We start from the raw sequence: 24,618 nt of genomic DNA, 5'->3' as shown, positions 1-24,618 counted from the left end.
TTTACATTGCATACTATACTATCCATCAACTTTATCTTATTAATTTCTGTCGTTAGGAAACCTCCAATATCATGTCTACTGTGCTATCACACTCTCGCTCATTTATTGCGTTGCCATTGACGCTTGCGGTATCCACTTTACTGATTAGTGCGTGTAGCAATACATCAGCGGTAAAAAACAAAGGTGCGACCAATAGCTCATCTGTCATCACCAAAAGTCCTACCAATCAAGGGGCTAATACAGGTAGTGCAGACTACTCAACTGCGTTTTTAGATGCAGAGAGTTTGGATGAGTTGGCTGACTTGTTAGAAGCCACTGACATGACCATGGTAGAAGGTAACCAGCTTGCTATTCAGCAATATGGTGATTTGTGGAATCGTCTACGCGCAGGCTACCGCATGAATGGTGGTAAGCCAATCTATAATCAGCGTATTGAAGGTCAAAAAAGCTGGTTTACCAGTAGACAGGATTATTTAAATCGTCTAACTGCACGTGCCAGTCGTTATATCTATCATACGGTACGTGAGGCAGAGCGTCGCAATATCCCAACAGAGCTTGCCTTGTTGCCAGTTATCGAGAGCTCTTACGATCCAAGTGGTACGAGTAGTGCAGCAGCTGCGGGCTTATGGCAGTTTATTCCAAGTACAGGCCGTATCTATGGTTTGAACCAAAGTAGCACTTATGATGGTCGCCGTGATGTTATTGAGTCGACACGTGCTGCCTATGACTTTTTGACAGCATTGCACAACCAATTCGGTAGTTGGGAGCTAGCATTGGCTGCTTATAACGCTGGACCTGGCCGTGTACAGAAAGCAATCGATGCCAACGCAGCGCGCGGACTACCAACAGACTATTGGTCACTTCAACTGCCGACTGAAACGATGAACTATGTGCCGCGTTTCTTAGCCGTAGCTGAAATCGTTGCCAAGCCTGAGCAGTATGGTGTGTATCTACCAGCTATCGCTAACCGCCAGCATTTCCGTAGTGTACCTGTTAACTACGGTGTGAGTTTGGCAGAAGTATCACAGTTAACTGGCGTTAGCTATGATGAGTTAGAGCGCCTAAACACTGCACTGACATCAGGCCGCGTTGACTCTTCAGGTCCGCAGCGTGTCATCATTCCTAACGACGTCAGTCTCAATGCCGATGCCAAATTAAGTGGGCTCAGAGGTAACGGTACAGGCAATGTGCTCGCCTCAAGCAACGCAGGTAGCTCAAGTACGACAGCGACCACGCCAAGCTATAATAACAAACCATATACTGCCTCATCACTGCCATCTACTGGTAGTGCATTGGCCGATTATGCAGCTAGCGCAAGTGTACCTCAGCAGACTACCAGCTATATCTCACCGTCTGCGTCACCAACTAGCAGCTCGGTATACAGTGGCAATTCCTCAGCTCGTACTGAGCCACCACTGACCACTGCAGAGACTAACAAGATCAATGCTGAACTTAAGAGTAGTAACAGTCTACCAACTACCTCAGCTCAGATTACTCAGAACAATACGATTGTCCAAGAGCCACCGCTTAGCAAAGAAGAGCGTGATTTTATTGCCAATCAAATCCGTAGAAACACATCTGAGACCAATGTCATCAATGCGGATGGCAATATTAATCTATCAGCCGTACAGACGCAGCAGTCTATCTTAGAAGCGAGTGGTGCAGAGAAGAAACTTAGCTTTGCCAAAACTTCAGTAAGTAAGCCAAAACCACAGGGCACGCGTACCACTTATACGGTAAAACGTGGTGATACGCTTTCGAACATTGCGAGTCGAGCAGGGGTTAGCTGGCGTGATATCGCAGAATGGAACCAGATAGATGCTAGTGCCAATCTGCTATCTGGCAGCACGTTATATTTATATAATGCTAAGACCATCGAGCCATTAAGCACTGCTAATAACGCCGCCGCTAGTCAGCCTGACAGTTATATTGTACAAGGTGGTGATACGCTTATCGGTACGGCCAATCGTTTTGGATTATCGGTTACTCAGCTAGCCAGCTACAACAACTTGAGCAGCCGTGCTGATCTGCTCAGAGGTCAAAAATTATGGCTTATACCGGGTAAAGTGACTGCGCCTGCGACAACACCTGCCGCGCCTTCTACTAAGCCGAGTAAATCAAGCACCGCGACCAAAAACTATAAAGTGAAAGCAGGGGACGGATTAATTGCATTGGCACGTCAATTCAACGTGTCGACAGATACTTTAGCCAGACTCAACGGCATCAACAGCACAAGTTCGCTATATGTTGGTCAGACGCTTAAAGTTCCAGCCAGTGTTGATTTTGATACTGCAAGCAATAGTAGTAGTAACAGCTCAAGCTCGGTCGCGACCACCAATTACAAAGTAAAATCAGGTGATACGCTGATTGGCATTGCAAACAGCATCGGAGTTAGTGCAACAGAAATTGCTGCAGTAAACAGCAATTTTGATGCAAAGGCTCGCCTGCAACGTGGTCAAACGATTAAAGTACCTGCTTCTAAAGAATTGGTCGATCGTCAGTTAAATGACAAAGCGGTCAGCTACAAAGTAAAATCAGGTGATACGCTAACGGGTGTTGCTAAACGTTACAACATTGGCTTAAGCGATTTGGCATCAGCGAATAACTTGAATACCAACTCGAATCTGATACTGGGCCGTACTATTACCATCCCTGCTAGCGGCAGTGTGGCAAGTGCATCTAGTAGCAGCCAAAGCAGCAGCTCTGCTAGTAGCAGCAGTAATAGCTCAGTAAGCAGTGGTACGAAATTAGGTAACACTGAAAGCTACAAAGTTAAATCTGGCGATGGCTTGATTGCCTTAGCACGTCAGTTTGGTATCTCTGTAGAGGACTTGGCAGCGACCAATGACTTGGCAACAAACGCTCAACTACAGCGTGGACAGACCCTAAAAGTGCCAAAAGCGACAGTAAGCTATACGGTTGGCTCAGGTGATAGCTTGATTGGTTTAGCTCGTAAATATGGCGTATCAACCCAAGAATTGGCTGAGATGAATAATATCGCTGCTGATACTATGTTGCAGCGTGGTCAGCGTCTGACGGTACCCAATCGTTAATCAGTAGCGTATTATCGAATGATATATACATACATATCGCCAATATAAATCGTAACGCATAAAAAAGCTGCTCTTATATAGAGCAGCTTTTTTTACGTAAAAATTAGGCGTCTTAAGATATCTAATCGAATTTATTAACTAGACAGTTTGAGTTTTGATAGATTCAAGATAACTTCTGATGTTGCTAACATAGTGCATCGCTTGGCCATAACGGCTGTTTGATGCTTTGTTGTCCGCCAAGTACGCATAAACGTTCGCCCAGCTCTTGTCGTCAATGCCTTGGTCGCGTAATTTGCGCTGAATACTTTTCACCGCATTTGGACCCATATTATAACCAGCAAGTGCAAACCAGACACGATCAGTCTTGGGAACATCGGCGAAATCTGCTTTCATTTGCTCTAGATAACGAGCGCCGCCACCAATACTTTGATAAGGATCAACGCGGTCTGACACGCCCATCGCTTTTGCAGTATTATTGGTCAGCATCATTAATCCGCGTACGCCAGTCGGCGACACCGCATTGGCATCAAGATGTGACTCTTGATAACCCATAGCTACCAATAATTCCCAATCATGATTGTAATTGCGCGCTTGCTCTTCAAACGAAGACTGATAATCAGGCAGTTTTTCTGTCAGTGTTTTTTGGAAATGATCCTGACTATAAGCGTCTTTTAGCAAATTCTGATTGTAAAATGCGGCTAATTTCTGTGTGTTTTTTAGCTTGATGCTATCGCACAAGAAGTAACTGGCTTTTTTGGACAGTGGATCATTAGGTGAGCTGAACGTCCAGCTGACTTTTGGATGTAGACCATTTTTAGTCAAGCTTGAGTCGTAGCCACAGCTGACATTAATAGATGATAGATTGAGCTGGCTTTTTAGTTTGGTACTAGCCGTGGTCAACGCCATATCAGCGTCACCTGATCTCAAGGCCTTGAGTGCAGCCTCTTCATTGGCATAGGCTTTCAGATTGATATCCACACCGAGCTCGTCTGCATAGGTGCGCACGAGATCAAAACCAAATCCATGTTGAAAGCCATCAGTGGCAAAATAAGTACTATCACCTGGGACAGCGGCAATGGTCAAAGTGTTTTCCAGCATGACATTGGCATAGGCTGGCACCTTTGTATTCATTGTCGTTAGGCTCTGTGCAGGCAAAGAGAGCAGAGCTATACTGGATACTTGTGCCAGCTTCTTGGTTCTGGCAAAACGACCCGACACAGTAGGGGTAGATGAAACGATGTTACTTTTGGTGTTAAGTAGGCGTTTAGATGGACGTAGTAAATGAGAAATACGACGTTTGGCACCTTGCGCAGATCCTTTGACACGATAAGTAATACGTTGCATGGATGTCTCCTGATTTTAGCCATCCTTCTTACCGCAAAAACGCGTAAAAATATATGCACATCATTTGGCATGTATCAATACAGCATTTCAGACGACATCATACTTTTGAATAAAATAAGTACCAGTCATCTTGCTTGATTATAGCGCCACTAGCATGCTCTCTCTAAGAGTTAGCGATGTGGATTTATGGGTCAGCCCGCTATCGATATGTCGCTTATATGCTTAAAATAAAAGCATAAGACAGTCGTTTCAAAATCTGGACGCACGACTACACGAAGGATGTAAATCAGATGATTCCTTCATCGATAACGCAATATGGCTAATGGCCAAACAACTATATATCAAACATAGGTAAGGTCATGAGTAAGTTATTGAGACAACGACATCAAGCAAAGCGGTGAGGTAATGATTGGCCATTGAGACCAATATATTCATCCACTTTGATAATGCTAACTTTAATAACTAACGACACCTTGAGTGATTAGTAGTAAGGTGGCTAGCTGTTAAAGTTAATTGTCCAGCAATGAGGGCGGGCAACTCAGCCATATTTGATAGCTTATAAAAGTATGCTATCAAAAAGGTGGTGCAAAACTGTCATCGCGACACTAAAAACAAAAACACGGTATAAACCAAATATCGAGTGTATACATCGTGTTTTGACTAGCAGATTTCCAAAATTTCATTGCTCATAGAGCATAATAAAATTTCAGATAACCGCCAGCATTATTTTAGCGCCATAACCGGAAGCTGTAATAATGGGAAGTTTCATGACAAAACGTTCTTTCTTACAGGTAGTAATATGCGGTTACTGCTTGCATTATTCAAGTGGAGTTAAGAAAAAAGCGATAAAACTTAACAATTTCGATATAAACGGTTAAATTTAGCCATTTTATACGCGTGCCGGTCACAAACTTATCAATGACTCTTTCGATAACTGCCAAAATCGCGCCTATAAATGCTATTTATTCAGCCCATTACTTTTGTCCTAATTATGGCTATGTAATTGGCGATATACTGGCAATACTAAGCTGGATTTTCAATATCAATAAAGGTAAATGGCAGTCCATATTCTTGGGCGACTATCTCTCCTAACGCTTGAATACCACCGCGCTCTGTCGCGTGATGACCGCAGGCAAAATAATCAATACCCAGCTCACGAGCAATATGCGTGGTACGCTCAGAGATCTCGCCAGAGATAAATGCATCACAGCCCATAATGGCAGCCTGTTCGATCATATCCTGCGCCCCACCTGTACAGATACCGACACGTTTGATCACTCTCTCACTATTGGCAGTCGTTTTCGCATTATCATCAGCATGAAGCTCATAATTAGACGAAATATGTAGTGGGGTACGACCGAGCGCTTGAGTAATCTTTGCGATGAGGCTATCAGTACTCTGCGGTGTGCAAGTGGCGATATTACCAACAGGGTGTGATTCGTTGGGGTAGAGCGCGCCAGTAATGGTCATATCTAGTACGTCCGCCAATTTTACATTGTTACCAATCACGGGGTGTGCATCAAGCGGTAAATGATAGCCAATCATAGAGATACCATGTTGCATCAATTTGCGGATACGTTGACCTTTCATGCCTGTGATAGGCGCAGGTTCGCCTGTCCAAAAATACCCATGATGGACCATAATCGCATCCGCATTGTCAGCGATAGCCGCATCAATCAGCGCCTCGCACGCCGTCACCCCTGTGACGATACGCTGTATTGGACGACCGCCATCTACTTGTAGGCCATTTGGTGCGTAGTCTTTAAACGCACTAGCAGATAGATACTCATCACAAAATTGCGTCAATGCTTGTGCGCTGATGCTGTTGGTCGAGGGTTCAATAGTTGTGTTTTGGGTCATTAGGTTTCCTTATTGTTATTGCCTTGCAGTAATGCATTATTATTCAAATACAATGCTTCAAATAGTCACTTAAAGACGGAGACTTATAAGAGATAAATAATTGACCATTATCTATCGCAAATATCTGATAGCGGTGATTTTAACATGGCACTGTAAAAGAGTAGACAAGATGGATAACTGAAATGGTACACGATACGTTACTATTTCACGGCATTGCGGTTATAATTTATACATGTGAGTCTGCCTAGCTCTGGCTATCAATTGCCTAATCAAGCCATGATGGTTGAATAGTCGCAGTTTTCTCACCTTATTTCTCACTGTCCGTCTGCATTAAATTTATAGAGGTTCTATATGTCGTCATCCCAGAACACCAATAACAAGGCGTCTTTATTAAAATGGTTGCCTTGGGTCTTATTGCTGCTAGTGTTAGTAGCGTTTATCTGGTTGTTCACGAGTATGAAGTCGACGTCGGAGGCCACGTGGGAGCCGCCGAGAACCCCGCCTGCGGAGCAGCAAGCGTCAGAACCTGTTGCGGATACACCAGCGCCCATCTCTTCTTATCATAATGCAGTTGCGCGTGCGTCGCAGTCGGTTGTCAATATCTACACCACACAAACGATGACAGAGCATCCTTATATGGATGATCCTGTACTGCGCCGGTTTTTTGAATATCATGGTGGCCCATCACAAGAGCAGGGCAATACCAATCTAGGCTCTGGTGTGATTGTATCAGAAGACGGTTATATCGTGACCAATGCGCATGTCATCGAAAAAGCGGATGAAATCACAGTCGCATTTAACGACGGTCGTAAGAGCCGTGCCAAAATTATCGGTACCGACCCTGACAGTGATTTAGCCGTGATTAAGGTCGATATGACGGGATTAACACCGCTTGGTTTCCGTGAAAATCCAATACGTGTGGGCGATTTGGCATTGGCTATCGGTAATCCGTTTGGGGTCGGTCAGACGGTAACCCAAGGGATTATCTCAGCGACTGGGCGTACTGGACTGGGCGTCAATAAGTTCGAAGACTTTATCCAGACGGATGCGGCGATTAACCCAGGTAACTCAGGTGGCGCGCTGGTCGATGCTCGTGGTGAGCTGGTCGGTATCAACACGGTGATATTCTCGCGCTCTGGCGGCTCGATGGGTATTGGCTTTGCGATTCCTACATCATTGGTCGAGCAAGTAATGAATGCGCTTATCAAAGATGGTCGCGTCAGTCGTGGTTGGCTCGGTATCGAGATTCAGTCACAGCTACGTGACCCAACGCAGCTAGAGACGTCAACTGGCGTGGAAGTGCTAAACGTCATCGAAGGCAGTCCTGCTGCCAAGAGTGGTCTACGCGTTGGCGATATCATCCTAACCATCGATGGTGTCGAGATGACTGATGCCAATACCTTGATCCAATATGTCGCTCGTAAGCCACCAACGACTGAGCTGAACGCACAAATATTGCGCCAAGGCAAAAACGCTCAAGTAAAAATAATGCTAGAGGAGCGTCCCGCACAAGAGCCTATTGATCGTCCTGTCGTTCTACAAGGTGAGAGTATGGATGGGATGGGCGGCAGTATCCAAGGTGATGAGCAAGCACCTATGATGTCAGAAGCAGAGCGTGATCGCATGCGCGAAGAACTGATGAAACTGTTTGAGCAAGACTCCGTAACACAATAAAGTGTATTGCTAAATTGCACAAAAAAGCGCACTCCTTATCTAAAAGGGGCGCGCTTTTTTATTGAGTTAAATTTTATCAAAGCTAATGTTTAGGCCAGTCTTTAGTCCTTACTATTCTACTAAGGCTTTTCAATAAATTCATGATTGATGTAGATAACCCCTCGCACACGACAACAGCAGGGTAGGATTTCATCTTCTTCAATCATCGCCAATGGGTCAAATGGATAATCAACTGTATGTGAGCTAGCAATACGTTTGACTCGGCAACTACCACAATAGCCTTCGCGGCATTGATAGTTTACATCGTGTCCGGTGCGTAGCAGTCCATCTAGCAGACTCTCGTCATCATGTAGATAGAACTGCTTTTTACTGGTCATTACCCAAGTCATCGTTGATCCTATTGGGATATGTCTGTGCTATTGCTATCCCTACTATTAACCCATAAGACGATTACAGCGGTAGAAGTTTTATAGCTTCAAATCTCTACTGCTCAAGCCTTTATCTCTCAAAGCTCTTACAATTCAAAGTCATCAAAATCACTGTCTGATAAGTCAGAGTCAATCTGACCAACCAAGTACGAGCTAATTTCGGTCTCTTGCGGGGCTACTTGCACATTGTCAGACGACAACCACGTGTTGATCCACGGGATTGGGTTTGATTTTGAGTTCGGGAACGCCGCTGGCAAGCCGACGGTTTCCATACGCAAGTTGGTGATGTATTCGATATATTGGCACAGGATGTCTTTGTTTAGACCAATCATCGAGCCATCTTTGAACAGATAGCCTGCCCATTCTTTTTCTTGCTCGGCAGCCTTGCGGAAGATTTCAATACTTTCTTCATAGCACTCTGCGGCAATCTCAACCATCTCAGGGTCGTCACGACCGTTACGCATCAGGTTCAGCATATGCTGCGTACCCGTCAGATGCAGCGCTTCATCACGAGCGATTAGCTTGATGATTTTGGCATTACCTTCCATCAACTTGCGCTCAGCAAAGGCAAACGAGCAGGCAAACGACACATAGAAACGAATGGCCTCCAACACGTTGACCGCCATGATGCACAGATACATCTGCTTTTTCAGCGATCTTAGATCGACAGTGACTTCCTCGCCATTGATATTGTGCGTACCTGGACCGTACAAGCTATATAGCTGCGAGTTGCGATACAGCTCATCATAGTATTGGGCGATATCAGAGGCACGGCCTAAGATGTGCTCGTTTTGCATAATGTCGTCAAAGATAATATTTGGGTCATTGACGATATTACGAATGATATGCGTATAGCTGCGTGAGTGAATGGTCTCGCTAAATGACCATGTCTCAATCCACGTCTCAAGCTCAGGGATAGACACCAGCGGCAGGAGCACTACGTTTGGACTACGACCTTGGATAGAGTCGAGTAGGGTCTGATACTTGAGGTTGCTCAAAAATATGTGCTGCTCATGCGACGATAGATTGCTAAAGTCGATACGATCGCGTGATACATCGACTTCTTCTGGACGCCAAAAGAACGATAGCTGCTTTTCAATCAATTGCTCAAAGATAGGGTGCTTTTGTTGGTCATAGCGCGCCACGTTGACGGGCTGACCAAAGAACATCGGCTCTTTTAGCGCATTGTTTGGCGTTTGAGAAAAAATCGAGTAAGTCATGGGACTGCCTTTATCATTGATATGGTTATGAAATTATACAAATTGGATATGATTATATTCTAAATTTTGGTCAATGGCTTTTTAGGTTAAAGGTTCTCTAGCGATATCTGTGATGACTCTTGCCCATCGTTCATATAGGCTTTGAATATTTCGCTCAGCTCACTATCATCTAATGCCTCTAATTCATCAAGTGCGCTTTTGCGTAGGGTACTGACATCAGACTCTTCTGCTATTTTTGTGTCTTTTTTAGCCGCTCTTGATGCTGGTTTTTTGGCTGCTTTTGCCACGCTTTTTTTGGTGACGGCTGCTTTTGGCGCTTCGTCCACACCTAACTGCTGACGCACCTCTGCAATATCAACCTCGACTTGTACGATATGTGAGCCACCATCGTTTAGGTCTGAAAATACGTTTGGGATAAACAAACCACCGTCTTTGATGATTGCGGTATATTGCACATGACCTCCGTCGTTTTAGTTCTATCTAGGTTTTGATTATGGCTGACGCGTCGCCAGACTGTCATATACCTTGTTATTTTCTCTTTTACCGACTGCCAATACATAAACCACCACCACGTCATCTTTGACGGTATATACCAGACGATAGCCTATGGTGCGTAATTTAATTTTATAAGTATCAGTGTGTCCAGAGAGCTTTGACGCAGGCACATGAGGGTTTGAGAGTCGCTGCTGTAATTTTTTCTTAAACTGCTGCTGGATACTTGGCGCTATCTTTTTCCATTCTTTTAACGCTAACGGGTGAAACTCAAGACTATAAGTCATCTAACGTGACCTTGATAGGTGTTTGCCCATCATTCATCCGTGCGTTTACGGTTTGGCTGAGTGCCATATCGTCCATCGCTTCCATCATACGCTCAAACACATCTGATGAGACCAAGTACGCCACGGGTTTGTTGTGGTTTAAAATGGCAATCGACTCACCATCTGACTGTTTAATCAAGGCAGAAGGATTGTTTTTTAGCTCTGAGATACTGGCTGTTTGTGTCGCAAATATTGGTTGCATGACGCACTCTCCGTTAAAATTATACTCTAAATATAGGGCTAATTTTAGCACGAAAATTAGGTCTTATTTGTCACTGTGTTAAATTTAAATATTTGCGGTAGCCAATCCCGCCTACCGCTTGTATCTGCCTAGTCGCTGGCGTGCAGTCTATCGTGTCTGACCGCATTCCTGTTATCTCGATACTGCGCTCAGCCACAGACTGCATCGCCATCGTCGTCAGCAGGATACCGCTATAGTCGGGGCTAAAAAGCCTTGTTAGGGCGTCTTTCTTTGTTCTTAACGATTCTTTCGTTTGGGCGTAATTTGTAGGGTGCGCCTCGCGCACTTTTAAATTTATAAGTTAAAAAGGTATATCATCATCGAACCTTTTAGCTTTATCTAATCTTTGCCAAACGTGGTTTATAATTATCTTTTGCTTCTCTTTGGATGATTCGCTTAAGAATTTATGAAATTTAGAGACAGTGTCAACTTCTAAAGTTTCTGCTGTTCTATATTCGAAACCTCCTTTGATGAAGCACTTCACCAGACTGCCATTGTTTTGAATGAAGTCTTCTAACATAGAGTTTTTGTATAATATACCAAGATTTCTAATTATTTCTGATGTTTCATTTATATATGAGGCACTCTTATTAATATGTATTACTGAATATTCTAATCCACTTGCAAATGCCTGATAAATATCTTTTTCATAATCATTAATCGGCTCTTGTAGGACTGTTGCATCTATTATTTCTCTTTCAACATCAAAAAAAGAGCTAATTTTATTCGAGGAATTTATGCCAATCATTCTATTCAAAATATCTGAATAACCAAAAGAGTTTAATTCGTTAATATGAATGATTTCTTCGAATAACTTTCCGACAAAATATACTTCTGTTTTAAAATCATATCTTTGATTAGAAAAGCTTGTAGGAAGAGAGTATCTCCAATTTAATTCGATACTTCTAGTAAAGTCTGAATCTAGATTCACTTTTTTACTGAAGCCAAAATCAATTATCTTCACAATACCTTCATCAGAAATTAAGATATTGTCAGGCCTGATATCTCTATGCAATATACCTGCTTGCTCTAAATGGGCAAATCCACTTATAACCTGCCTAAATATTTCATTAAGCTTATCAGGGTTATAAATTAAATATTCATTGATGTTTTTACCTTGAATATACTCCATCAAAATGTAGCCAGTATAATGCTCTGGGTACAAATAGTAATTAAATACACGAACAACGTTCTTATGGTTTAAGAGATGTAAAAGTTTAATTTCATCTTTGAAATTACCGAAAAATACTTGTTTATGCTCGTCATAAAAAGGTGAATATTTCTTGCAAACGAATCGTTCATTGATAATCTCGTCTTCAAGTAGAACTGTACGTCCAGTACCGCCTTGTCCAATCTCGTCTATAAACTTGTAATCTTTCTGACGAATAAATTCGATTAATTTGCCTTGCATCTAGGTACTCTCTAAAAAGTCATTCCAGTGACTTTATGATGAATAGTGACTTGAATTAGATTACAGAAAAGAACGGGCTTAACCCAAAAGCCAAACCCGCCATTCATTAGAAATTCTATTTAAAGAGCTTCTCTAGCAAATCTAGATCTTACACGCACCGCCAGCACAATCATCTTCCATATCCGCTTGGGCATCGTTCGCACCATCACGAGTGTTATGGTAGTACAAGGTCTTTACACCCATTTTATAAGCGTTTAGCAAGTCTTTTAGCAATATCTTCATCGGTACACGGCCACCAGCATAACGAACGGGATCGTAGTTGGTGTTGGCAGAGATACTTTGATCGACGAATTTTTGCATGATAGCGACCAGCTTTAGGTAACCGTCATTGTTTGGCATTTGCCACAGTAGCTCGTACTGATCTTTTAGCTTATCAATCTCAGGCACGACTTGCTTTAGGATGCCGTCTTTTGATGCTTTGATAGAGACCAGACCACGTGGTGGCTCAATACCATTGGTCGCGTTGGCGATCTGACTAGAAGTCTCAGACGGCATCAAGGCGGTTAGGGTAGAGTTGCGTAGACCGTGCTCGGTGATCTCGCCACGTAGCGTTTCCCAATCGAGATGTAGCGGCTCTTGGCAGATTTTGTCCAAGTCGGCTTTGTACGTATCAATCGGCAAGATGCCTTGTGAATATGTAGTCTCGTTGAATGCAGGGCACGCGCCTTGCTCTTTTGCCAACTTGTTTGACGCTTTCAAGAGATAGAACTGCAACGCTTCAAACGTCTGATGTGTTAGACCAAGCGCGCTGTCGTCAGAGTAGCGTGCGCCATTCTTAGCTAAGTAATACGCATAGTTAATCACGCCCACACCGAGTGTACGGCGACGCATGCTGCCGTTTTGAGCGGCTTTTACTGGATAGTCTTGATAGTCGAGCAGGGCATCAAGCGCACGCACGATCAGTTCGGCTGGCTCTTCGATGTCGCTGACGTTGTCGACTTTACCCAAGTTGACCGCTGATAGTGTACAAAGGGCGATTTCGCCTTCTTCGTCATTGATGTTATCAAGTGGTTTGGTCGGTAGCGCGATTTCCATACATAGGTTTGACTGGCGAATCGGCGCAACCGTCGAGTCAAATGGGCTATGCGTGTTGCAATGATCGACGTTTTGGATATAGATACGACCGGTACTGGCGCGCTCTTGCATCATCAGGCTGAACAAATCAGCTGCTGGGATCTGACGGCTACGTACGTTAGGATCGTTTTCGTACTTGGTGTATAACTCTTCGAATTTGTCTTGATCTTCAAAGAACGCATCATATAAGCCTGGCGTGTCGCCTGGTGAGAATAGCGAGATGTCTTGGCCTTTGATTAGGCGCGTGTACATCGTTTTGTTTAACTGTACGCCGTAGTCCATATGACGAACACGGTTGTCTTCGACGCCGCGGTTGTTTTTCAGTACCAGTAATGACTCAACTTCTAAATGCCATAGTGGGTAAAATAGAGTCGCAGCACCGCCACGTACGCCACCTTGTGAGCAGCATTTCACTGCCGTTTGGAACAGTTTGTAGAACGGGATACAACCAGTATGCTGTGCTTCACCGCCACGGATAGGGCTACCAAGGGCACGGATACGACCTGCGTTGATGCCGATACCAGCACGCTGTGACACATAACGGACGATGGCACTAGTGGTCGCGTTGATTGAGTCTAGGCTATCACCACATTCGATCAGTACGCACGAGCTAAACTGGCGCGATGGCGTACGCACACCTGACATGATAGGTGTCGGTAGTGAGATTTTGAATTCTGAGGTCGCATCATAGAAGCGTTTGACGAAATCAAGACGATCTGACTTGTCGTATTGGCTAAACAGACACATACCGACGAGCATATATAAGAACTGCGGGCTCTCATAAACAGTCTTGCTCACGCGATCTTGAACCAAGTATTTGCCAGCCATTTGCTCAACAGCCGCATAAGCAAGATTCATATCGCGCCAGTGATCAAGATATTCTTCTAACTCATCAAATTCAGCACGGCTATAGTCAGCTAGGATGTGCTGATCGTATTTGCCAGCATCAGTCAAAGTTTTGACATGGTCATACAGGTGCGGCGGGGTGAATTTGTTATAAGCAATCTTACGTAGATGGAAGATCGCCAAACGCGCAGCCAGATATTGATAGTCAGGCGTGGTTTCAGAGATTAGGTCGGCGGCAGATTTGATGATGGTTTCGTGAATGTCACGAGTCTTGATACCTTCATAAAACTGAATGTGCGACTTTAGCTCAACTTGAGACACAGACACGTTGTCCAAGCCGTGAGCTGCCCACGCTATTACCTTGTGAATTTTGTCTAAATCAATAGGCTCTAAACGTCCATCACGTTTGGTTACTTGGATTTTGTCAATATGTGTCATGCTGGCCTCTATTTTGATTGCTTATTGTGATGCTGCGCGCCGAGTGGGCGGCAGACATTCTTTATAACGCTATTATGTAGGGTTGTGCTAGCTGGTTTTTTGGGCAAAAAGCTACCACTACTCATAGTGACGGTTAAAATCACTGAGTACTACATATAGCGTGTTTGTTAATTGGTAGGCACAATATAGCGGGAAAATTTTGAAAATACTATATTGATTTTAGAATAAAACTATGTTGCTACAAGGTTGTAGTCAGTCCAAATTTTGGCAAAGGACGATGGGATAAGGGTTAGACGCAAATGCGGTCAATAATAAAATTTTTGTAAAAATATCGTGAGATTTAATTTTCATTCTCTCGGTTATTGTCGACTGATAATGCGAGTCATGGCGGCAATAATGCGGGCGCAGATTGTACATCAAACCACAAAAAATCGCCACCCATAACTTATTACTAGCGAGTGACGATTTGGACTAAAAAGGCGTTAAAGTTTTTTATGCGACTTATAAAACAATACGAACCGTTTTTGCATTATCCAGTGAGGCATAAAGCGCATTCACTTGCTCAGCAGCCGTTAAGTACAAATTAACCCGTGCTGAGTGAAAACGACCCGTTTTAGACGGCTTAACTTCGATAGACGCCAAATCAAAATCAGGGAATTGGCTACCCAAAATTAGCTTTACTTCATTAAGCAAACTCTCACGCTCTCCTTCATGACCGATGATGCTCAGTGGGTAGTTCATCGGGAACTCCCAAAGCTCTGGGTTTTGAATATCGGTCTTTTTGCCTACCAATGCACCTTTATTTGGCGTCAAATCAGTGACTTTAACTGATGGCTGATTGCTGGTTGGGTTATTTGCGCTGTTGTCGACGTTGTCGTTGTTGTCTTTTGAATCATCACTCATGATATGAGCCTCGCTTATATAGGTAAATAGGAAAAAGTTAATCAGTCATTAGCAGTAAATAAGTAAGTAACTAATATTAAGACATTCGAAAATCGCTGCTATAGACATTCAGTTAGTAAAGTATGCGCTTGAATAATGCAAAAATCTGAGACAGGCTCAGTATGGACATCAGTGGCACTTAAATCAGTCAAGCTATAGTCGATTCAATTTAAAAGTAGTACAAGGCAACCGAGTATAGATGTACATTTGATACTTTAAGCGAGGTTAACGCTGTCATACTTTTATAGTGGAATGGCTATATTAGGCAGAGAATATATGCACTGTTTATAGTGGTCTATGGGTGATTATTCAAGTGAAGTCTGTATTTAGTCAGATTTATCGCGAAACAGTAAGCCAAATTGCTTTAATTAATAGCTGTTAATAAAGCTACTGCAAATAACCATTGATAGGAGTGATATCAGGTGGAATATCCGTCTCTCCCAATGCTTCTCGTAGATTAATTTCGATAGTGCGTGACAAGGCAGTCAAAGGTAGCTGGTTAGCGGCCAAGCCAAAAGGCTCTTCTAACTCTTCACTAAGCGCATCCAAACCAAAAAAGGTATAAGCAATCACCGCACAAATCAACGGGGTCACCCAACCGAGTGATGCCACCAAGCCAAAGGGCAACATAATGCAATACAGATAGGTCGTGCGATGTACCAGCAGCATATAAGCAAAGGGCAGCGGAGTGTTATGAATGCGCTCGCACGCTGCCAGTACAATTGTCATAGAGGTCAGGCGCTCGTCCATATTTTGTATGACTTGCTCCGATACCAGTCCTTGACGCCGAATATCGCCAAGCTGCTTACCCATTAGGCGCATTATATAATCAGGTACGTTTTTTGCTTGGCGCATACGGTCATGATGTATCGCAGCGACAAAAGGCTCGATATCCGCCCAAGGTGGCGTACCACGCAATCGATGACGCACCGCATGGGCAAACGCAATGGTCAGATATACCATTGTTCGCTGAGTATCGCGTCCAGTCACATTGTCATCCTCGCCATCATCTATGGCAGTCGCATCATCATCTATAAAGGACAGTACTTGGCGCGTTAAGCTACGAGAGTCGTATACCAGCTGACCCCACAGTCCGCGCGCTTCCCACCAACGCTGATAACTGGCATTGTTCCGAAACCCAAGAAACAACGATAAGGCAATTCCGAGTAAGGTAAACGTTGCCATACCATAATAGGGAAACGAGTCAGGAAGCCAGTGCTGAATAATCGTGATAAGCGTACTAAGAATAGTAATCAGCAAAATTTGCGGATAGATTTTTGGAATGATTGATCCACGTAGGGTAAAAAATATCTTAAGGGCATTTGGCGTTTGCCGGACAATCATGTCAGTTTCCTAGCGATGAGGTAGATGGAGACACTATTCAATGTCTGGTGTGATTCTAATATAGAATCGAGTTCTGTAAAGCCCAAAAGGCTATAAATTTATTCAAACAGAAGCGTAGGGTGGTTACTTAAGCTTGATAATTGAGATAGCTATAGGAGTTAAATCCTCGCCAAAAGAGCGATGTTTTTATTAATCTACTTTATGTATGTTAAAATGATGCAAAATATCACTTCTTAACTCTATAAAAGCTGCCACCACAAAGATGAATACGCCACCCTAGCTGTACCCCTCCTCAGTAATGATTGCTTCCTATAGCAATTACTCTTATAAAGCGTCTGACGCTTTTTCTTGTGCGCACGCACTGCTTTAACGTTTGTATCACTATTCGATATATCTAGTGGATCATAAAAATTATCCCACTAAAAATATGTTATGACGATAACTCGATAACTATGCTCGTTCACATTTTTATATTTATCATTTGATAGGCAATGGGCAACGTGTCTGGATATCAAAGGGTATAAACAGAGATGTGCCTAGATAGCAAAGGATCTAAATAAAGATGTGTCAGACTTTTCATGTGAGATGATTTTTAACTACTTTTTAGATACTTTCCAAATAGATGCTTTCTAAATAGTGATTAGATACTTCGTTTATTGACAGACTAAAGCAGTTCTCCAAAACTGAGTTAAATATGTTAAATACAATTAAAGAGCATTGGTTATCCAATGCGCGCGGCGATGTCTTGGCTGGCATGGTCGTCGCTTTGGCGCTTATCCCTGAAGCGATTGCGTTTTCTATCATTGCCGGTGTCGATCCCCAAGTAGGGCTTTATGCCTCGTTTTGTATCGCGGTAGTGATTTCGTTTGTTGGCGGTCGTCCAGCGATGATTTCGGCGGCGACTGGTGCGATGGCGTTACTAATGGTGACACTGGTCAAGGATTATGGATTACAGTATTTATTAGCAGCCAGTGTGCTGACAGGTGTTATACAGATTATTTTTGGCTTCTTAAAGCTGGGGAATCTGATGAAATATGTATCGCAATCCGTAGTGCTCGGCTTTATCAATGCCTTGGCTATTTTGATTTTTATGTCGCAGGTTCCTGAGCTGTTGCCGCAGGCAGGCTCAAACCTAGTACATGTTTATGGTCTTGTAGCGCTAGGTCTCGTCGTTATCTATGGCTATCCATATATTCCAAAGATCGGTAAAGTGATTCCATCGCCATTGGTCAGTATTGTGCTGGTGACGGTTATAGCCATCCTATTAGGTGCAGAGGCTCGAACCATCAATGATATGGGACAGCTGCCTGACACTCTGCCGATGTTTTTGATACCTGATATCCCGTTGAACTTAGATACGTTGATCATTATTTTCCCGTACTCTATCAGTTTGGCGATAGTTGGCTTACTTGAGTCTATGATGACCATGACGATCGTAGATGATTTGACTGATACCAAAGGCGACCGTACGCAAGAGTGCAAAGGCCAAGGTATTGCCAATGTGGTTAGTAGTTTTTTTGGCGGGATGGCAGGCTGTGCGATGATTGGCCAGTCGATCATCAACGTCAAATCAGGCGGTTATACACGTCTTTCTACTTTAGTGGCAGGCGTGTTTTTATTATTGATGGTAGTGTTCTTAAGCGATTGGCTAAAGATTATTCCAATGGCCGCATTGGTCGCTGTGATGATTATGGTGTCTATCGGTACTTTCAACTGGGGTTCGTTTAAAGAGCTAAAAACCAAGCCGCTGCAAAGTAATGTGGTCATGATTACGACCGTCGCTGTGGTGGTCGCAACGCATAACTTGGCTTATGGCGTATTGATTGGTGTGCTGCTGTCAGCATTGTTCTTTGCCAATAAGATTGAGCGCTATATGAGCGTGCATAGTCACATGGATGAAGCAGCGCAAACGCGTTATTATCAAGTTGATGGACAAGTATTTTTTTCATCAGCAGAGCGTATGATTGACTCCTTTGATATTAAAGAATCTGTCTCTAACGTGGTCATTGACGTGTCGCGCGCGTATTTTTGGGACGTGACAGCAGTCGCTGCCATAGATAAAGTGATTATTAAATTTCGCCGTGAAGGCACTGAGGTAGAGCTCATCGGTTTGAACGAGGCGAGCCAAGCGATGATAGACAATTTCGGTGTGCATGATAAGCCAGATGCTGAGCAAAGTTTAGGCGCGCATTAAACTAGCTACGTATTAATAGTGTCATATTGATAAATATAGAAAAGCTGAGTGTATCTTGGCTTTTTTTATGCAGATTAAAACCAAGAATACATGCTATTTATTGAGAGAGTTTACTATTCATTATTGGCTTATTAAGGACAATAGAAATGTAATGAGTATTTAGGTATTTGTTCTGGCGACTGACCAGAAGGCAATATTCTATTATGAATAAAATTTTAGAAGGTAATATGTCGGCAGAAGGAAAAAGGTCGCTAGAAGAGAAGAAGTAGCTGGTTTGGATGATGCGGTATGGAGATAAATAATCGTTATATTGAAATATCTAGATGTTTTGTAACAAAGAAAAATAGCTCTAAAGATTATGAGAAATTTTTAAAGCTTCAACAGCTCTTTTTCAACTTCAGTGAGAAACGCTTCGATGTTAGCTTCATGACGCTGATAAAACGTCCATTGTCCGTGGCGTACGGACGTAACCAATCCTGCTTTTTTTAACACACCCATATAATTTGAGATGGTTGATTGCGACAATCCAGCTTTTTCTTGGATGTAGCTGACGCATACCCCATCCAGATTAGCATGCTCTGGCAATGACGCTGGAAAGTTCGATCTGTCCTTCAACCACTTTATGATTTGACGACGCATGGGGTTGTTAAGTGCAGATATTATGTTTTCTGTATTCATAAAATATGTGATATCGATACCTAGTTAATAATCAACAACTGTCAGAGTGGAACATTAGATTTTTAGCTTACTCATTATGGGTCTAAACACTAAAGCGGAGTAGAATCTATCTACCACCAATGTGTCAAACATATACAAATAAATGGCTACTAGTAGGATACTGTTTATAACTAGCGTTTGTATTCTGACTATACGTTTCTATAATAGTAGAGTATACAGCCAAAACTAGATTAATTATGACAGTTGTACTGTCTAGTCATCGGAATATTGTCGAATAGCATAAATATATGATGAACAAAAAAGACTGTCTCAAATCGAATTTAACCGTAAAGGTTGTTACGACTGCCTTATTAAATAAACGTTAGTTTTGACCTGACAAGCAGTCAAATAGTATTAGAAAGCTTCTGACATGACAAGGGCGTGTTGAATACTCAACACGCCCTTAATGTTTTATGTTCTTCAATTTTATTAAGCTTTTTTGTTAATCTGGTTAGCGTCGCGGTCGTGTGCCAAAAAATCTAATAAACATAGTCGTGATATTTTAGCTTTTTAGAAACGTCTCAATTTTTGGTTTAATAGTCATAGAAACAATGACCATTAACGTCAATCCTACTGGTAATGCAACTAGAAACCCTTCTAACCAGCCGTTCAAAAATGCCGTTTGATTGGCAAAACCAATCGTCTTTGAGGCGGTGCTAAAGGCCAACATAGACTCCATTATGCAAGCCATCAATATGCCTGTGATGAGGTTACGTTTGTACGCTTTGGTATTAGGTAGCTTATGATTAATGTATTTTGTGACCAGACCCATCATTAAGAAGCCAATCGGCATAATCGCATACGCTGCAAGTAGCGCTCTAGACCAGTCTATAAAAAATGTATCGGAATACCCGACATTCATATAGGTCATCACACCTGTTAAGAGACCACCTATGACAGTCATCAAAGCAAGGATTAATAACACTTTGTAGAGCAACGGTGTTTTTTTAGTACCATCATTCTTAGCGCCATTGTTTTTATTACCATCAATGAGCAGGGTCTCGGTATTTGCTGGTATAGTATTTGGAGCCATAGTTATTTTCCTATCATAAAGAGCGATTAATTAATCGGTGTTTTTTTCTGCTTGTCGATCGCTTACAGATTGGTCTTCTGCAACACCTGCTTTCCAGTAAGAAAAGGCATATAGTTCGTCTTTAGACCACTGTTGCTCGACCTTTAGATAATGACGCAGGGCTTTGACAGATGAGAATTCGCTAGCGATATAAGCAAAACGGCTCTGTTCTGCAGTTGGCAAATCGAGAGATTTCACTGTGTCGATTAATTGGCTGCCTTGCGTTGGATCTGGGTTGTGTAACCATGTCATGGTGATATTGGCCGCTGTCGACAATTCTTGCTCATCTTCTGTACCGTGTACTTCAATGATGCATTGACCAGTCGCGCTGGCAGGCAAGCTTTCTAATATTGAGCCGAGCACTGGTATCGCTGTGGCATCGCCAATCAATAGAAAATTATCTGCATCAGGACAAAGCGCTTTGGTTTTAGGCTTCATTAAGATACCAATCTCGTCGCCAACCTCAGCATGAGTGGCCCAACCTGAAGCAGGGGCTTCGTCACCATGAGCGACAAAATCAATCCAGATCTGTTGTTTTGCTACATCAACGCCGCGATGAGTATAAGTGCGAACAACGAATGTAGTATTGTCATTTAGGTCAATTGGCTGAGCTTTATCGACAGGGATAAGCACTTTGTTGTTTGCACCAACTGTCATGGTCGAGATATTGGCAATAGTATCTGCTTGGCCTGTGAGGTATATACGGATGTAGTGCGGAGTAATCATTTGCTTGTGAGCAACAGTCATGATTTCGCGCACTGTTTTTTGATTTATTGTGTTATTCATGTGGATCTGTCCTTACTTATTTATCAGTAGTCTTGCTGCTGCTAACGTTGTCTATCATGGTGCGACTGACACGGAAAAATAACGCAAGCTCTACGAGGCTTAAATCTTTCGTTAATTGCTGTCTTGTCCATTCCTCTGCTGCATCAAGCTTTGTCATAACCTCTTCACCTTTAGGGGTCAGCTGTAGTAATTGGCTGCGACCATCAAGCGGGTTATCTGTCTTCAAGATTAGCTCAGCCGCCAAAAGGTCATTTAAGGCACGAGTGATTTGCGCTTTGTCTCGCTGCATGTGTTTAGAGATCGATAGCGCAGTACTGTTTGGGTTATAACAGACACCTTTTAACGTTCTGATATTGGTCACGGACAACTCGACACCTTGCTGGCGAATACCTTCTAGCAGTAGGTTAGTATAGGTATGCATCAATTGATGTAGTGTTTCGCTCAATGAATTATTAGACATAAAAACTCTTTGATATAGTTGATAGGAGCAACTATATAGAATAATGTTGATAGTATCAACTATAAAGTGATTTTTAAAGGAGTGTCTGTATCTATAGTTAGATAATTTTCAATGAAATAAGTTATTAGGAAGTAAGAAAAATAAGGGTATATATTGAAGGAGGAGCTCTTGGATTAAAGGGTTTTATGACTAGGAGGCTGTGCAATTAAGAAGATTTGTAACTAACAAACATCGTGATTAACAAATGCTGTGATTAATAATTTCTAGAATTAAAAAGCAGGCATAAAAAAAGCTGAGATATACTCAGCTTTTTTATTGTTGGCAACTATCTGAAACCTATTAGTTAGGCTCAGTATTTCTCTGAAAATTTAATCATTTTCAAGGAAAGAGCGCAAGTGCTCAGAACGTGATGGATGACGCAATTTACGTAATGCTTTTGCCTCAATCTGACGAATACGCTCACGCGTTACATCGAACTGTTTACCGACTTCTTCTAGAGTATGATCGGTTGGCATATCGATACCGAAGCGCATTTTCAAGACACGCGCTTCACGTTCAGTCAGGTTACCCAATACATCACGCGTCGCTTCTTGCAGACCAGCAGCAGTCGCATCATCAACAGGGCTTGAAATCGTACCATCTTCGATAAAATCACCTAGGTGCGAATCTTCATCATCACCGATAGGGGTTTCCATAGAGATAGGTTCTTTAGCAATTTTCAGCACTTTACGGACTTTAACTTCGTCCATCTCTAAGCGTTCGCCTAACTCCTCAGGCGTTGGCTCGCGGCCCATTTCTTGTAGCAATTGACGTGAGACACGGTTTATCTTGTTGATGGTCTCAATCATATGCACAGGAATACGAATGGTGCGCGCTTGGTCAGCGATCGAGCGAGTAATCGCCTGACGAATCCACCAAGTAGCATAGGTCGAGAACTTATAACCACGACGATATTCAAACTTATCAACGGCTTTCATCAGACCGATGTTACCTTCTTGGATAAGATCCAAGAACTGTAGACCACGGTTAGTATATTTTTTGGCGATAGAGATAACCAGACGCAGGTTAGCTTCAACCATTTCTTTTTTCGCGCGGCGAGCTTTTGCTTCACCAACAGCCATACGACGTGCCACATCTTTCATGTCGTGGATTTTCATGTCGAGCTGTTGCTCGTAATCACGGATACGACGTTGTAGTAAAATAACGTCATCAGTAACTTTTTCTAGCGTACCAGCAAATGCAGGCTTACCTTTAATACGTTCAATCAACCAATCAACATTGGTTTCATTGCTAGGGAAGGTCTTACGGAACTCTTCACGCGGCATACGACCACGGCGAATCACCAAACGCATGATTTGACGTTCTTGCTTACGTACGTCGTCATAGACGTCATGCATGATAGCCATGACTTGGTCTGACAAGCGATTGTTTAGCTTTAGCATCATAAAGCGTTCAGCAAGTAGGGCATACGCTGTATCAGCCTGTACGCTACCACGGCCATAATCTAGCAATGCTTGCTTGGCTTTGATAAATAGATGCTCGATCTCTTCTAGACGTAAACGAACCTCTTCTGGATCAAGACCGCTAGTTTCTTCTTCAGCTTCTTCTTCAACGTCGTCTTCGTCTTCCTCATCATCATCAAGCGCAGCTGCTTTTGCATTGACCTTAGCTTTGATAACTGGTGGGTTTTCTTTTTCTTCTTTAATGCGCTCACGTTCTTCTTTCGCCGCTTCTTTTGCTTCTTGGGCAGCGATTTTGTCTTCTTCGGTCTCAGGATCTAAGAAACCAGTGATGACGTCAGATAGCTTTTTTTCGCCGTCTTGTACTTTTTGATACTCGTCAAGGACAAACTGTACGGTACCAGGCCAGTAAGACATGGCATGCTGCACATCACGAATACCTTCTTCGATACGCTTCGCAATGGCAATCTCGCCTTCGCGAGTTAGTAGGTCAACCGTACCCATTTCACGCATATACATACGTACAGGGTCAGTAGTACGACCAGGCTCAGTTTCAACAGAGGCGAGTACTGCCGCTGCCTCATCTGCTGCCATATCATCATCGCTTGAATCATCGTTCATCAAGATGTCATCGGCATCAGGAGCTGATTCAAAGATTTTGATACCGACATCGGTCAGCATTTGCACAATGTCTTCGATCTGATCGCTTTCGGTAATAGAGTCGGGCAGCTGGTCATTCACCTCAGCGTAGGTAAGATACCCTTGCTCTTTGCCCATTTGGATTAAGGTGGCCAGTTGAGATGTGGACTTAGAAACTGACTTATCGTTCATAAATACTCGCTTACTTGCATCGGACATTTTTATATTGTGACTCGCTATCGCTCGCTCTTTGCGTTGATCTTATCAGTCGATTGATCAAAATATGGCGTAGAGGTTGTCAATAATATCAAAAATGAGTTGATATGAATAAAGGCTCAAAACACTACAATAACAATGCTGATAAACAGCTAAAAATTAGAAAAGCTAAAAAGACTTCAATATGGTACTTAAAAAAATACAGTACTTAAAATTTAATACTCAAAAATAGTATCTAAAAGCTGATACGTAAAAATAATACCTAAAATTTGTGCTCAACGATGCATGCTCACAATCATTCACCAAGCAGTGCTGTCAATA

Annotated in this window: 19 protein-coding genes; 3 read left to right on the top strand and 16 right to left on the bottom strand. The window is 42.8% G+C overall.

What is annotated here, in order from left to right; all coding sequences use genetic code 11:
• The first annotated feature begins 71 nt into the window (after nucleotides 1–71).
• Nucleotides 72–3,053 carry a LysM peptidoglycan-binding domain-containing protein gene (locus JMX91_RS01405; protein ID WP_201547358.1) on the top strand — a complete coding sequence of 994 codons (2,982 nt, stop codon included), beginning with the start codon at nucleotides 72–74 and terminating at the stop codon, nucleotides 3,051–3,053.
• Between the two features lie 138 nt (nucleotides 3,054–3,191).
• Here the strand turns inward: JMX91_RS01405 and JMX91_RS01400 are convergent, their stop codons facing one another.
• Both JMX91_RS01400 and JMX91_RS01395 read right to left on the bottom strand, forming a co-directional pair.
• The gene (locus tag JMX91_RS01400; protein ID WP_201547357.1) at nucleotides 3,192–4,397 is read right to left on the bottom strand and encodes a transglycosylase SLT domain-containing protein; all 1,206 of its coding nucleotides are present in this window, start codon (nucleotides 4,395–4,397) and stop codon (nucleotides 3,192–3,194) included.
• 1,023 nt (nucleotides 4,398–5,420) lie between these two features.
• A complete protein-coding gene (locus JMX91_RS01395) occupies nucleotides 5,421–6,257 on the bottom strand; it encodes a Nif3-like dinuclear metal center hexameric protein (protein ID WP_201547356.1) in 837 nt (278 codons plus the stop codon).
• Between the two features lie 351 nt (nucleotides 6,258–6,608).
• Here JMX91_RS01395 and JMX91_RS01390 point away from each other — a divergent pair, with 351 nt between their 5' ends.
• Nucleotides 6,609–7,931 carry a S1C family serine protease gene (locus JMX91_RS01390; protein ID WP_201547355.1) on the top strand — a complete coding sequence of 441 codons (1,323 nt, stop codon included), beginning with the start codon at nucleotides 6,609–6,611 and terminating at the stop codon, nucleotides 7,929–7,931.
• A 119-nt stretch (nucleotides 7,932–8,050) separates the two neighbouring features.
• Here JMX91_RS01390 and yfaE read toward each other — a convergent pair whose 3' ends face one another.
• From yfaE to JMX91_RS01345, 9 genes are all read right to left on the bottom strand, one after another.
• A complete protein-coding gene (gene yfaE, locus JMX91_RS01385; RefSeq protein WP_201547354.1) occupies nucleotides 8,051–8,320 on the bottom strand; it encodes a class I ribonucleotide reductase maintenance protein YfaE in 270 nt (89 codons plus the stop codon).
• Between the two features lie 125 nt (nucleotides 8,321–8,445).
• Complete coding sequence (gene nrdB / locus JMX91_RS01380; RefSeq protein WP_201547353.1) at nucleotides 8,446–9,579, bottom strand: class Ia ribonucleoside-diphosphate reductase subunit beta; 1,134 nt, start codon at nucleotides 9,577–9,579, stop codon at nucleotides 8,446–8,448.
• 86 nt (nucleotides 9,580–9,665) lie between these two features.
• A complete protein-coding gene (locus JMX91_RS01375; protein WP_201547352.1) occupies nucleotides 9,666–10,034 on the bottom strand; it encodes a hypothetical protein in 369 nt (122 codons plus the stop codon).
• Nucleotides 10,035–10,070: 36 nt separating this feature from the next.
• Entirely contained in the window at nucleotides 10,071–10,358 is a 288-nt protein-coding gene (locus JMX91_RS01370; RefSeq protein ID WP_071001399.1) for a type II toxin-antitoxin system RelE family toxin, read from the bottom strand.
• On the bottom strand, nucleotides 10,348–10,599 hold the full coding sequence (locus JMX91_RS01365) for a type II toxin-antitoxin system Phd/YefM family antitoxin (protein ID WP_075102948.1): 252 nt from the start codon (nucleotides 10,597–10,599) through the stop codon (nucleotides 10,348–10,350). The genes JMX91_RS01370 and JMX91_RS01365 overlap by 11 nt, the downstream gene beginning before the upstream one ends.
• Nucleotides 10,600–10,939: 340 nt before the next feature.
• Entirely contained in the window at nucleotides 10,940–12,049 is a 1,110-nt protein-coding gene (locus JMX91_RS01360; RefSeq protein ID WP_201547351.1) for a protein kinase family protein, read from the bottom strand.
• A gap of 141 nt (nucleotides 12,050–12,190) precedes the next feature.
• On the bottom strand, nucleotides 12,191–14,467 hold the full coding sequence (nrdA, locus tag JMX91_RS01355) for a class 1a ribonucleoside-diphosphate reductase subunit alpha (RefSeq protein ID WP_201547350.1): 2,277 nt from the start codon (nucleotides 14,465–14,467) through the stop codon (nucleotides 12,191–12,193).
• A gap of 501 nt (nucleotides 14,468–14,968) precedes the next feature.
• On the bottom strand, nucleotides 14,969–15,259 hold the full coding sequence (locus tag JMX91_RS01350; RefSeq protein WP_057762424.1) for a YbeD family protein: 291 nt from the start codon (nucleotides 15,257–15,259) through the stop codon (nucleotides 14,969–14,971).
• Nucleotides 15,260–15,796: 537 nt separating this feature from the next.
• Nucleotides 15,797–16,753: a bestrophin family protein gene (locus tag JMX91_RS01345; RefSeq protein ID WP_201547349.1), complete on the bottom strand. Its 957-nt coding sequence runs from the start codon at nucleotides 16,751–16,753 to the stop codon at nucleotides 15,797–15,799.
• A 694-nt stretch (nucleotides 16,754–17,447) separates the two neighbouring features.
• On the opposite strand from JMX91_RS01345, the gene JMX91_RS01340 reads away from it, so the two are divergent.
• Entirely contained in the window at nucleotides 17,448–18,947 is a 1,500-nt protein-coding gene (locus JMX91_RS01340) for a SulP family inorganic anion transporter (RefSeq protein ID WP_201547348.1), read from the top strand.
• A 369-nt stretch (nucleotides 18,948–19,316) separates the two neighbouring features.
• Here JMX91_RS01340 and JMX91_RS01335 read toward each other — a convergent pair whose 3' ends face one another.
• From JMX91_RS01335 to rpoD, 5 genes are all read right to left on the bottom strand, one after another.
• The gene (locus JMX91_RS01335) at nucleotides 19,317–19,625 is read right to left on the bottom strand and encodes an ArsR/SmtB family transcription factor (RefSeq protein WP_201547347.1); all 309 of its coding nucleotides are present in this window, start codon (nucleotides 19,623–19,625) and stop codon (nucleotides 19,317–19,319) included.
• Nucleotides 19,626–20,166: 541 nt separating this feature from the next.
• Nucleotides 20,167–20,697: a DUF2798 domain-containing protein gene (locus JMX91_RS01330; RefSeq protein WP_201547346.1), complete on the bottom strand. Its 531-nt coding sequence runs from the start codon at nucleotides 20,695–20,697 to the stop codon at nucleotides 20,167–20,169.
• Nucleotides 20,698–20,727: 30 nt separating this feature from the next.
• The gene (locus JMX91_RS01325; protein ID WP_201547345.1) at nucleotides 20,728–21,522 is read right to left on the bottom strand and encodes a siderophore-interacting protein; all 795 of its coding nucleotides are present in this window, start codon (nucleotides 21,520–21,522) and stop codon (nucleotides 20,728–20,730) included.
• A gap of 16 nt (nucleotides 21,523–21,538) precedes the next feature.
• Nucleotides 21,539–21,982 carry a MarR family winged helix-turn-helix transcriptional regulator gene (locus JMX91_RS01320; RefSeq protein WP_201547344.1) on the bottom strand — a complete coding sequence of 148 codons (444 nt, stop codon included), beginning with the start codon at nucleotides 21,980–21,982 and terminating at the stop codon, nucleotides 21,539–21,541.
• A gap of 368 nt (nucleotides 21,983–22,350) precedes the next feature.
• A complete protein-coding gene (gene rpoD / locus JMX91_RS01315) occupies nucleotides 22,351–24,273 on the bottom strand; it encodes an RNA polymerase sigma factor RpoD (RefSeq protein WP_201547343.1) in 1,923 nt (640 codons plus the stop codon).
• Between the last annotated feature and the right edge of the window lie 345 nt (nucleotides 24,274–24,618).

This window comes from Psychrobacter sp. Pi2-1 (assembly GCF_904846645.1).
Classification (GTDB): Bacteria; Pseudomonadota; Gammaproteobacteria; order Pseudomonadales; family Moraxellaceae; genus Psychrobacter.
Note: the sequence above shows the minus strand (reverse complement) of the source record. Positions and strands in the feature narration are given on the sequence as shown.

Bases quoted from the DNA above. Each gene is read 5' to 3' on its own strand.
- yfaE (WP_201547354.1), bottom strand. From the start codon at position 8,320: ATGACTTGGGTAATGACCAGTAAAAAGCAGTTCTATCTACATGATGAC.
- JMX91_RS01320 (WP_201547344.1), bottom strand. From the start codon at position 21,982: ATGTCTAATAATTCATTGAGCGAAACACTACATCAATTGATGCATACC.
- JMX91_RS01390 (WP_201547355.1), top strand. From the start codon at position 6,609: ATGTCGTCATCCCAGAACACCAATAACAAGGCGTCTTTATTAAAATGG.
- nrdA (WP_201547350.1), bottom strand. From the start codon at position 14,467: ATGACACATATTGACAAAATCCAAGTAACCAAACGTGATGGACGTTTA.
- JMX91_RS01360 (WP_201547351.1), bottom strand. From the start codon at position 12,049: ATGCAAGGCAAATTAATCGAATTTATTCGTCAGAAAGATTACAAGTTT.
- nrdB (WP_201547353.1), bottom strand. From the start codon at position 9,579: ATGACTTACTCGATTTTTTCTCAAACGCCAAACAATGCGCTAAAAGAG.
- JMX91_RS01370 (WP_071001399.1), bottom strand. From the start codon at position 10,358: ATGACTTATAGTCTTGAGTTTCACCCGTTAGCGTTAAAAGAATGGAAA.
- JMX91_RS01335 (WP_201547347.1), bottom strand. From the start codon at position 19,625: ATGAATACAGAAAACATAATATCTGCACTTAACAACCCCATGCGTCGT.
- JMX91_RS01345 (WP_201547349.1), bottom strand. From the start codon at position 16,753: ATGATTGTCCGGCAAACGCCAAATGCCCTTAAGATATTTTTTACCCTA.
- JMX91_RS01330 (WP_201547346.1), bottom strand. From the start codon at position 20,697: ATGGCTCCAAATACTATACCAGCAAATACCGAGACCCTGCTCATTGAT.
- JMX91_RS01395 (WP_201547356.1), bottom strand. From the start codon at position 6,257: ATGACCCAAAACACAACTATTGAACCCTCGACCAACAGCATCAGCGCA.
- rpoD (WP_201547343.1), bottom strand. From the start codon at position 24,273: ATGAACGATAAGTCAGTTTCTAAGTCCACATCTCAACTGGCCACCTTA.
- JMX91_RS01325 (WP_201547345.1), bottom strand. From the start codon at position 21,522: ATGAATAACACAATAAATCAAAAAACAGTGCGCGAAATCATGACTGTT.
- JMX91_RS01340 (WP_201547348.1), top strand. From the start codon at position 17,448: ATGTTAAATACAATTAAAGAGCATTGGTTATCCAATGCGCGCGGCGAT.
- JMX91_RS01400 (WP_201547357.1), bottom strand. From the start codon at position 4,397: ATGCAACGTATTACTTATCGTGTCAAAGGATCTGCGCAAGGTGCCAAA.
- JMX91_RS01365 (WP_075102948.1), bottom strand. From the start codon at position 10,599: ATGCAACCAATATTTGCGACACAAACAGCCAGTATCTCAGAGCTAAAA.
- JMX91_RS01405 (WP_201547358.1), top strand. From the start codon at position 72: ATGTCTACTGTGCTATCACACTCTCGCTCATTTATTGCGTTGCCATTG.